At 38.4% G+C, this 10031-nt stretch carries 18 protein-coding genes; all 18 read left to right on the top strand.

Going from position 1 to position 10031, the window contains the following annotated elements; translation table 11 throughout:
* A partial coding sequence (locus ACEN31_RS10290; protein ID WP_407109361.1) for a hypothetical protein occupies nucleotides 1–268 on the top strand: 268 nt, incomplete at its 5' end.
* A 16-nt stretch (nucleotides 269–284) separates the two neighbouring features.
* The gene (locus ACEN31_RS10285; protein ID WP_407109360.1) at nucleotides 285–623 is read left to right on the top strand and encodes a hypothetical protein; all 339 of its coding nucleotides are present in this window, start codon (nucleotides 285–287) and stop codon (nucleotides 621–623) included.
* 171 nt (nucleotides 624–794) lie between these two features.
* A complete protein-coding gene (locus ACEN31_RS10280; RefSeq protein WP_407109359.1) occupies nucleotides 795–1859 on the top strand; it encodes a tyrosine-type recombinase/integrase in 1065 nt (354 codons plus the stop codon).
* A gap of 52 nt (nucleotides 1860–1911) precedes the next feature.
* The gene (locus tag ACEN31_RS10275; RefSeq protein ID WP_407109358.1) at nucleotides 1912–2241 is read left to right on the top strand and encodes a DUF536 domain-containing protein; all 330 of its coding nucleotides are present in this window, start codon (nucleotides 1912–1914) and stop codon (nucleotides 2239–2241) included.
* A 9-nt stretch (nucleotides 2242–2250) separates the two neighbouring features.
* The gene (locus ACEN31_RS10270; RefSeq protein WP_407109357.1) at nucleotides 2251–2487 is read left to right on the top strand and encodes a hypothetical protein; all 237 of its coding nucleotides are present in this window, start codon (nucleotides 2251–2253) and stop codon (nucleotides 2485–2487) included.
* A gap of 345 nt (nucleotides 2488–2832) precedes the next feature.
* Nucleotides 2833–2988, top strand: a complete 156-nt coding sequence (locus ACEN31_RS10265) for a hypothetical protein (protein WP_407109356.1) — start codon at nucleotides 2833–2835, stop codon at nucleotides 2986–2988.
* 120 nt (nucleotides 2989–3108) lie between these two features.
* Complete coding sequence (locus ACEN31_RS10260) at nucleotides 3109–5475, top strand: phage/plasmid primase, P4 family (protein WP_407109355.1); 2367 nt, start codon at nucleotides 3109–3111, stop codon at nucleotides 5473–5475.
* A 666-nt stretch (nucleotides 5476–6141) separates the two neighbouring features.
* On the top strand, nucleotides 6142–6321 hold the full coding sequence (locus ACEN31_RS10255; protein WP_407109354.1) for a hypothetical protein: 180 nt from the start codon (nucleotides 6142–6144) through the stop codon (nucleotides 6319–6321).
* Nucleotides 6318–6488, top strand: a complete 171-nt coding sequence (locus ACEN31_RS10250) for a hypothetical protein (protein WP_407109353.1) — start codon at nucleotides 6318–6320, stop codon at nucleotides 6486–6488. The genes ACEN31_RS10255 and ACEN31_RS10250 overlap by 4 nt, the downstream gene beginning before the upstream one ends.
* A gap of 45 nt (nucleotides 6489–6533) precedes the next feature.
* Entirely contained in the window at nucleotides 6534–6698 is a 165-nt protein-coding gene (locus ACEN31_RS10245) for a hypothetical protein (RefSeq protein WP_407109352.1), read from the top strand.
* Between the two features lie 163 nt (nucleotides 6699–6861).
* Nucleotides 6862–7230: a hypothetical protein gene (locus tag ACEN31_RS10240; RefSeq protein WP_407109351.1), complete on the top strand. Its 369-nt coding sequence runs from the start codon at nucleotides 6862–6864 to the stop codon at nucleotides 7228–7230.
* Nucleotides 7227–7640, top strand: coding sequence for a hypothetical protein (locus tag ACEN31_RS10235; RefSeq protein ID WP_407109350.1), 414 nt, complete (start codon nucleotides 7227–7229; stop codon nucleotides 7638–7640). Before ACEN31_RS10240 ends, ACEN31_RS10235 begins: the two co-directional genes overlap by 4 nt.
* Nucleotides 7621–8067: a replication protein gene (locus tag ACEN31_RS10230; protein WP_407109349.1), complete on the top strand. Its 447-nt coding sequence runs from the start codon at nucleotides 7621–7623 to the stop codon at nucleotides 8065–8067. Before ACEN31_RS10235 ends, ACEN31_RS10230 begins: the two co-directional genes overlap by 20 nt.
* Nucleotides 8064–8261, top strand: coding sequence for a hypothetical protein (locus ACEN31_RS10225; RefSeq protein ID WP_407109348.1), 198 nt, complete (start codon nucleotides 8064–8066; stop codon nucleotides 8259–8261). Before ACEN31_RS10230 ends, ACEN31_RS10225 begins: the two co-directional genes overlap by 4 nt.
* A 162-nt stretch (nucleotides 8262–8423) precedes the next feature.
* Entirely contained in the window at nucleotides 8424–8627 is a 204-nt protein-coding gene (locus ACEN31_RS10220) for a hypothetical protein (RefSeq protein WP_407109347.1), read from the top strand.
* A 52-nt stretch (nucleotides 8628–8679) separates the two neighbouring features.
* A complete protein-coding gene (locus tag ACEN31_RS10215; RefSeq protein WP_407109346.1) occupies nucleotides 8680–9228 on the top strand; it encodes a hypothetical protein in 549 nt (182 codons plus the stop codon).
* 142 nt (nucleotides 9229–9370) lie between these two features.
* Nucleotides 9371–9826: a hypothetical protein gene (locus tag ACEN31_RS10210; protein WP_407109345.1), complete on the top strand. Its 456-nt coding sequence runs from the start codon at nucleotides 9371–9373 to the stop codon at nucleotides 9824–9826.
* 16 nt (nucleotides 9827–9842) lie between these two features.
* Nucleotides 9843–10031, top strand: a 189-nt coding sequence (locus ACEN31_RS10205; protein ID WP_407109344.1) for a hypothetical protein, incomplete at its 3' end; no start/stop codon positions are given.

Raw genomic sequence — 10031 nt, 5'->3', positions numbered from 1 at the left:
AGATATAGCGGATAGATTAAATTGGAGTGCTCAGAACGTTAGCAATTACAATAATGTTTTTACTAGAATATCCACACAAGTTTTAGAAAAAGCAAAGCATCATCAGAAGGGACGTGTAGATAATAAATCCACAGTTGTGGATTTTACCGAAGGATGGTTCAGAAATAGTGGCCTTTACGATTTAAATGAAAAGTACCAAGAACGATTGATAGATGATTTTATACAAGACAAATTCAATTGGAATAGTGGGAAAGTAAAACGCGGATGAAGATACTTATTCCCCAATGGATTTATTCGATTGGGTTGAGTTGATTAGTAAAATGCGTGATGAAGGTTTAACGCAGAAAGAGATAGGCGATAAGATTGGGTGGAGCGAAGGAAACGTAAAAAAATATTCAATGCTATTAAATAAAGTTCCACACATCTTAGAGAAGTCCAAACAACACCAAGAAGGACGTGGAACATCACTAGTTCCAACTGGAACTTTCAGTTTTACTGAAGGATGGTTCAGAAATAGTGGGCTTTATGATTTAAACGAAAAGTACCAAGAACGACTGATGGGACATTTGAGCCATCAGAATCCAAGGAACCTAATGGTTAGCCCTGTATATGTGTGGAAATAAACCTTATACTATTTGAACGGTTGTGAGTGAATCTTCGGCTATCCGTAGGGTGTTTTCCAATGTCCGTTAAGCGTGATTTATTCTCTCAAAAGATAAACATTGACACCACCACCAGCTGAATGATATTATAAATGTATAAGTTACACAACATACACAAGAGGAGTGGTGAAGATGGAGTTACTAGCACAGCGCCCCAAAATCAAGCAAAAACCAACGGCTAAGCGGTTTAAATTATACGGTAGGTTACCAACGACAAATAGAAATAACCTAACAGATAACGCATTTGAGAGTTATTTAAATGGCTTGCATGGACTAGCAGACACAAGCAAGGCAACCTATACCAGATGCCTAAAACAATTTTACGAATACTTAAAAATAAAGGACATATCCACACCTACAGAGGAAGATTTGCAGGGATATGTGAACTATTTAGATGAGCAGGGCAAGAGTGAGGCGACTATGCAATTGTATGTAATTTCAGTTAAGAAATTCTTCAAATGGCTAGTTAAAAAAGGTTACTATCATGAGAATATCGCAGATGATTTAAATGTTCCTAAAGTGAACCGCAAAGAGTTTGCTAAAGATTACCTTACGGCTACCCAAGTTAACATGACACTAGACGCAGTAACCACTCATCAAGAAAAGCAACTAGCCCAAGCTAAAGAACGTGGGAGCAAGCAATCAGTCATTGAAAGAATCAACGATACAGCGTTAAGAGACTATGCAATGATTCGATTAATGGTAACAGCAGGACTTAGAACGGTCGAAGTATCACGAGCTGATATAGGCGATTTAAAGACACGAGGTGGGAAGTTGTATCTTTATGTGCAGGGAAAAGGGAGACGCACTAAAGATGCTAGAGTTCACATAGCACCTAGCACCGAGAAGGCAATTTATCAATATCTATCCACAAGGAAAGACACGCAGTCACATGATCCATTGTTCCCAAGTAATAGCAATCGCAACCAAAGCGGACGACTAACGGCTAAGAGCGTGAACAGAATCGTTAATAACTATTTTATCGAAGCGGGCATTAAGACCGACACAATAAGCCCGCACAGCTTGCGTCATAGCTTTGCTACTATCATGCGTGCTAGTGGGATGACAAAAGAAGAAGCCAAAGTTGCCATGAGACACGAAAGTATTAAGACGCTGGAATTTTACGACCATACAGACGATGTAGACAGCAACCGAGGCGCTTATGTGGTGGATGAAGCGATATCACTTAATAAATAATCATTTTAGACGACTATCAATTATGCTACCATGATGATATAGAGGTGATAACATGAGTGAGAGTAAAGTTCAAATAGTGATACGATCCACAGAGGATGAGCGTGAGAGCATTAAACTGATGGCAAGCAAAGAAAACAAGTCCATGAATCAATACATATTAGATAAATTGCTATCAGTAGACGATGGCACAAATGCAGATAATGATATAACTATCAAAGTGCTATCCAAGCAGATAGCTGTTAAGGATGAGCAAATGAGCAAGATGCAGAAGTTACTAGACCAGCAACAACGAATAACGTTAGCTGAAGTTGGGGAAAGAGAACGAAAGAATTTAGAGTATAAAGACAGCAGGAGTTTTTTTAAAAGGCTGTTTAATTTGTAGGAGGTAATTATGGGTAATAATGAGGAAATAAAGAGCAGACGGAAACAATTAGTATTCTATCCAAGTCTGTATGATGATTTAGAGCGATTACAAACCATTCTGGTGGACGACAGCGGTAAGCCACTGTACAAGTCATTTAATGATTTAATGGATCATATAGGGCGGAAATTTATCGATGAACACCGAAGTGAGTTAGATGCACATACTGAATTTTTAAAAAGCATAAGGATTGATAAAGATGAATAAAAATTGTAACAGAGAATGAGGAAAACATTGAGTTAGACTTGAAACTGTGCTACACTTACATAGATAGTAAAAGTAAAAACAAACACAAAAAAAAGCCCCAAATTAACAACGACACTTTGGCGAGGGAAGTTGAAAATGGGACACGCATTTTTGATATTTTTTTCTATTATCATATATTATTTTATAATTAACGAGTGCAAATGTCAAGTATATTATGCATTATACTTTACTGCTTGTTACCATATGTGATAAAACCAACGAAATATAAAAAAAACGTGTAGACGCTTACTTTGTGTAAGGGTCTTTTTTTACATTCTAATTTATATGAAAAGAGGAGGTAATCACATGGAAGGTAATAAATCAGTAGCTGCTGAATTAAGAAAAGAGTACCACAGAAAATGGCGAAAAAATAACAAAGATAAAGTAGCTGAGTACAATCGTAATTATTGGATGAAAAAAGCGAAAGAATTAGAGGGGGAAAAACATGATGATAAAAAATAGCACAAAAAAAGCCCTGTTAGAAGTTGGCGACTTCACAAGGCAAACGATAATAATTTATGGACTATCTACAGTATACTATACCACACATGTATTATGTTCTCAAGGTGGGGGTGAAACGAATTGACAATTTATTTAAGTAATGGCTTTCGAACACATGCTTTAATAGAGGAAAAATTAAAAGACAAAACAGCTTTTGAAGAAATAGCTGAGTTCCCGCCACAAGTATTTACAGGTCACCTATCGAAATATAAAAAGGACAAAGCACCTTACATTATTAGTGGTTACATTGAACCAACCGAGGAAGGTCATTTCATACGCAACAACGACAGCCTAATCAGACGAGACTTAATATTCATTGATTATGATGACGTTTCTCTTACTGAGGAAGCATTTAAAAACGCAATACAGGAAAAGCTGGCAGAGTTCAATTACATTCTTTATCCAACTATTAGCAATGGCGAGGCGGGCAAAGGTGTCAGATACAGGCTTATAGTCGAGCCAGACCGCCCATTAGTAGAGTTTGAGTATAAATATGTATTGAAGCAAGTTGTTGAGCTGGTAGGCATTAAAATAGACGAATCAGCTTACACGTGGGCGCAGTTACAAGGATTGCCAGCACACAGAAACACCGTTACTAATTATCAGATTACTGTAAATAGAGGTACGTCGTTCGCGACGCCTAAACGTGGCGAAGTTCCAGTACCTGAGAAAAAAGAATACAAGTTCAATGCTGAGAGTATCACCGAGGGAGCTATTCCACACGATGAAGCTATTGAAATGCTCAAAGCATATGCCGAGGTCGACGCTGATAACTTGAATGACTTTAACAACTCACTATCAGCGATAATGGTAATGGCTAAAGCAGTAATGAACGGTGAAATTGCACGAGAGACCGCGATTGAAGGGTGTAAGATTATCGCACTAGGTAACATGGACTGGGTCGAAGGGAATGTCAGCAGGCTGTACAGAGTGCTGGAGGAAGGAGTAATGCCCCGCACCGCGTACACGTTTCGTTCTAAGTTCCACCATTTGTTTTTTCGGGAAGTAGAGACTGTTGACGACTTAAAGAGACGACTGAATGAAGTGGGTTTTGAACGACGCGAAAGTTTAGAAGAGGCAAAGTTATCGTCTCGAGAAGTTGCCGATATACTGCTGGAACTTTGTTCAGTGGTACTGATTGATGAAGATGATCCAGAGCTTTCGAAACTAGCCATATATGACCCCAGCGAAGGTATCTACAAGAAGGGTGATAGGTTCATTAATAACCTTGCCATGACCGTAGAGCGCACTCTAAGCGAGCACAACTGCAAGGAAATCAAACACTTCCTGACTAACGACGATGGCGCTTTAGAAGTGGAAAGGACGCAAGATTCTAACCTGATTGTCTGCAACAATGGTGTTTATAACCGCGAATTGAAGGAATTACTACCGTTTTCGAGCGAATGGGTGTTTGTTAATAAGATAGCAACCGATTATGTTCCTAACGCACCAGAGCCATCATATCCTGATTGGAAGTTCACTGATTGGATTGATGAATTGTCTGACGGTGACGACAAGAAGAAGTTGTTACTTCACCAAATGTTTCATTCAGCAATTAACTCAAACTATGTTTCAGAAGTCGCGTTCTTTTTCTATAGTAAGCAAGGACGAACAAGTAAAGGGACTTTGCAAGAACTACTAAGAGGGTTAGTTGGTACTCGCAACACTTCTAACCTAAAGATCAAAGAGTTTGAGAATGACTTTAAATTGTCTACTGTTTATGGAAAAAGTTTAGTCTTAGGGGACGATAATAATCCGAAAGACTTCAATGAAACGAGCGAGAACTTCAAGTCAGTCATTACAGGGGACGGTGTACTGTTGAATGGTAAGTTCGAGAAGCCATTTAACACCAAGCTGACACCATTAGTAATTCAATCCATGAACGGTATACCACGCTTTGCAGACACCACAGACGGACTTATCAGACGACTAAGAATTATCGAGTTTAAAAAGTCCTACAAGGCTGAGGATAACAATCGTAAGGTTAAAGATATTTATGTGAAGGACAAACAACTGCATGAATACATACTGGCAAAGGTAATTGATATGCAGTTCGATGACGTGGTGGAAACTGACGAGAGTAAAGAACTTGTGAAAGGTGTTGTTTTGGATAATGACCCGATTGCTGCTTTTTATGAGGACGTAGTTTCTGGGCTCAAGAGCGAGCGGTTGCCGACAAAGTTCCTATTCTTACTGTTTAAAGCGTGGTGCTTGTCTGAGAATAATCCAACCAGAATGAAACAGCGCACCTTCACAGGACAAATGAAGGATATACTGCTGGCTAATGGGTGGGAGTATAACCAAAAGAATTTACGACCACTAGAACTTTGGAGCAAAGAAGATTGCAATTTACTGGACGACTTAGATTCAGAAAACGGCGGTTTCAGTGCGCCATTTAATTATGAGGTAGAGAAGTATCGCCAGCAACCTATGTTCCATATCGACTAAAAAGACGACTTTGACGAATAAGACGACTTTGAATAACGAGTAAGTCGTCATGAAGTCGTCATTTGTAATCCCTTGTGAGAGTAGGGCTCACAGCGTTTTTTAAAGTAAATGACGACAAGACGACTTACTTTTTCTATTTAGAGGGAATTAGAAACAAAACACTATTTATATAAAGAGTTTAGTTTATAAGTACAGTTGTATAGAATTTGCGATTTTAAAGTCGTCAAGTCGTCATTTGCCTAAAAAACCCCTACAAACGTTGATACAGCAATGTTTCAAAAAGACGACTTAGTGCGAAAAGTAAGTCGTCATGAAGTCGTCAAGTCGTCATTTAAAACACAAAGATACTGCCAAAGAATTAGTGTCCCGATCATTTCTTTTTTATCCCCGTTTGTAACGGTTGATTCCCCGTTTGTAACGGTCATAACTAAATTGACAAATGAAAACATACTACAGTTAAACAAACACAAGTCCTTGCGATTGCAGGGCCTTTTTTTATCTTTGAGGGAATAAACTACACTTAACGGACATTAAAAATCGCGCACAATATGTAGTTCAAATTAATGATTTCCTTATTGCTGTTGGTGGTACCCCATGTTATAATAAGTGTGTAACATACATAGGGAGAGCAACTTACACAACTTGAATTGTAAAGGAGGTATCAGGATGAAACCAAATCAAGAAATCAGGGACTTTTTAAGCGGAAAAGGTTTGTATATATGGCAACTAGCCGAAGCGGTAGGGGTACATGAAACAACCATGACGAAATGGCTTAGAACGCCTTTAAATGCGAAACAGAAGCAACGTGTGGATGAAGCAATTGAGGAATTGGAGAAGAAACAATGATAGATAATTTAGAGAAACGAATCATCAAGTTAGAAAAGGAAAATAAGCAACTGTTTCATATAGTGAATGAGATTAGTTATGACTTGTTTAAGGCTCAAGAAAAACTAGAACATTTAGAAGGTAATTTAGATTATTTTCAAGGCGAGATTGAACAGCTGTTTGATTGATGAAGGGGACATAATACTAAAATAGAGTAACAAGGAGGGAATTTTATGCTAGAAGAACGAATCGAAGAACTCGAAGATGAAGTCCAATCACTGAAACAATTAATTTATGAAATAGAACATGCTACCACCCGATTAATTGATGAAAAAATCGAAGAAGCTACTTCAGGTCTTGTGTCGCTGGAAGAAGTCGAAGTTGCGTTTGATTTATAACTAAATAAATGCTGGGGGTGATAGTGTGGAATGTGCCAATAATCTAGAGCTAAAAGCAAAGGTTGAAAATTATGTAACCATTGATAAACAAATATCAAACTTGATTGAGCGTAAACTTGCGACTAGTGCCACATACTACACGTCACACTCACTTACTGGGTGCATGCCATTGGGTGATACTGAAGTACTCTACCACAGAGCCGAAACTACCGAACAAATCGCCTTAAAGTTATGGTCCAAAGATATTGCATTACAGCGTAAAATCGACCGTTTGAAGCAGAAACAGCGGTTATTCCAACAATGTATGGGCAGTGAGGTTTTGGCTAGGTTAGAGCGCGATTTACGCTTGTTCTATGTGACGGAGCTGGAATGGCAAGCATATGAAGCGATTGGCGAAGTTGAATACTATTTAGAGGAACATCGTAAAACTAAAGAACGATTAAAAGGCTTTGGCTTGAATGAAGAACAACAGGCGCAGATGGCAGATGTTGGCAATCAATTATTGAACCGAATTAAGGAGTTGGCGTTATGAAAGATAGAATTTATGCGTGCAATCGGATTATGCGTCCACTTAAAGCCTATATCGAACGTGGCGAAAGTAATGAAAATGTATTGAACCTTGTCGGAGTACTGAATCAGTTGAACGATAACGAACTTGCTTTTGTGATGGCGAAGTATGTCACCTTAGCAACATTCAGAGATGATGGAAAAATAATTAACCAAGCGAGTTCTGCCAAGCTGAAAGAACACCTTAATTTAAAGGGTAAAGCATTTGGCAAGTTAGAGCATAGCGTTTACGAAAAAGTTCATGAGTTGTATTTTGAAGAAATAATTGATAGATACAGACAAGAAGATGACGAGTTTGCCCGCAAACAAGCAGAGCGTGAAGATGAAAAAGAACGATGGAATCAGTTGAAAAACGATGTATTGGGCGTCAATTAACGTACAAATCGAACGAAATTGTAGCAAACAATCAAAAATCAAAGTTAGAAAGGGGCGGATAGCGATTAGTGAACTAACAAATAAACAAGAAAAGTTTCTATTAGCATTAATTACAACACCAACAACGCTACAAGCAAGTGAGAAAGCAGGCATTACTGAATCAACCGCGTACCGATACATGAAGCTACCAGCATTCAAAGAAGCACAACGAAAGCTAATGCGTGAATTAATGGCAACAGTCACAGGCAGACTGCAATATGAAGCTACCGCTTCAGTTAATGTTTTAGCTGAATTGCGTGACAACCCAGAAACGCCCCCTTATTCACGTGTCGAAGCTTCTAAAATATTATTAGAAATGGCGTTTAAAACGTATGAATTAGGCGACGTATTGGAACGAATTGAGCAACTGGAGGAGAAATCTAAATGAAGCAACTAAGCAGGCGAATCAGGCTGTTAGAACAACAAGCAGGCTTGACAGATAGCAAGGTTTACTTTATTGAAGCGTTAGATTTATCGGGTGTAGAACTTGAAAATGAATTGCAATCAATCAAGCAACGTGACCCAACCGCAATAATATTCATTGACGATGTACCGTTGCGAGATGAATCAGATGAATATTAAAGGCAGATTGAAGAAATTGGAAGAAACATTGTCCGTTATGGATCAAGACGAAAAAATAATCAATTTGGTTAAATCATTAGAGCAATGCATAAAAGAAGATACTGATGAAGCGGAAGAATTGTATCGTGAAGCAGTCAGGAACATGAAAAGGGGATAAATATAATGGATTTAGTAACAAAAGAGAATTTTGACAAAATGGTAGAAGCTTACGAGGAAAAGACAAAGTTATTTGGACGTGAAATTGAATTACTGAAGGCAGAACTTGAGCAAGAAGTTGGAAACAAAGAACGCACAGAGGAAGCGGGGTTGACTACCAACACATATGATATGCTGCAACAAATAACTAGAGAGAAGAAACTTAGATAAAACATATGAGCGGGAAATGTTGAAACCACGAGATTAGAAAGGAACTGAAATAATGATTAAATTAAAAACCGAAACGCTTGAAGCAATCGAAGAATATGCCCAATTAAATAAAGAAATAAAAGACTTTGAATCACAGGTTGCCACGCACGAGCAAGAAGCCGAAGACATGCGAACCTTACAAGCAAATGAGTTTGATTTTGAACGAGCGAAAGAGTTAAACATGCTAGAAACAATTATTTCTCAAGCTAAGGAATCACTAGAGAAGCGGAAACAAGCCACCCAAAAACAGCGTGAAGCGAGAGGGCTTAAACTTAAAATTGCTAATGAAATTGGCGGAATACTCGAAGCAGATGAAGAACTTCTTAAAATCGAAGCAGATGTTATGAAGAAAGTTGATTCTATTGTAGAAGAAATTGCTGAATACAGAACGCTGTTTAAATTTAAACAAGAAAAACTACACCAAGGCATTACGGAATTAAGCAACGAGAACTTACGGGGGTTAGCAGCAGGATTGGTTAATAAATCGGAATTTGCACCATTTAGAAACCTATTACTTGAGCGAGCAATTAAGAACTATAAGACACCAGAAGCAAACAATTAACACTAGTGGGCGTTCGTTCGTACCAGCGATGTAAGCCCCACTCTTTTTAACAGCAACACCCTTGCCATTATGCAGGGGTTATTTTTATGCTTTGAAATCATACCTACCCCACTTCGATTCTGAGGTCATTTCAGATTGATAGATGGGGCTAGTATCACGAAATGAGCTAGGAATTGAAGAAGTTACTTGCGTGATTCACAAAGATGAAGATCCCTACACGTTAGCTGTAAAAGGAAACGCGGATGAAGACGCTTATTCCCCAATGGATTTATTTGATTGGATAGAGTTTACTTCATCTATGAAAGATGAAGGGTACACGCAGCAGGAAATTGGCGATAAGATTGGGTGGTCGCGACAAAGAGTTAGTCAATATCTTGTGATGTTAGAAAATGTTGCTACGGATATTTTAGTTTTATCCAAGGGACATCAAAAAGGACGCGTAGCAGAAGGTGCTACGAACGTAGCATTCAACTTCACCGAATGGTGGTTCAGAAATAGCGGGCTTTATGATTTAAATGAAAAGTACCAAGAACGACTGATGGATGATTTTATACAAGACAAGCTCGATTGGAATAGTGGGAAAGTAAAGCGCGGATGAAGATACGTATTCGCCAATGGATTTATTTGATTGGGTTGAGTTGATTAGTAAAATGCGTGATGAAGGGTACAAGGGGAAAGATATAGCGGATAGATTAAATTGGAGTGCTCAGAACGTTAGCAATTACAATAATGTTTTTACTAGAATATCCACACAAGTTTTAGAAAAAGCAAAGCATCATCAGAAGGGACGTGTAGATAATAAA

The organism is Ruoffia sp. FAM 26255, assembly GCF_045528525.1.
In the GTDB taxonomy this organism is placed as follows: Bacteria; Bacillota; Bacilli; order Lactobacillales; family Aerococcaceae; genus Ruoffia; species Ruoffia tabacinasalis.
This window is presented reverse-complemented; position numbering and strand designations above follow the sequence as displayed.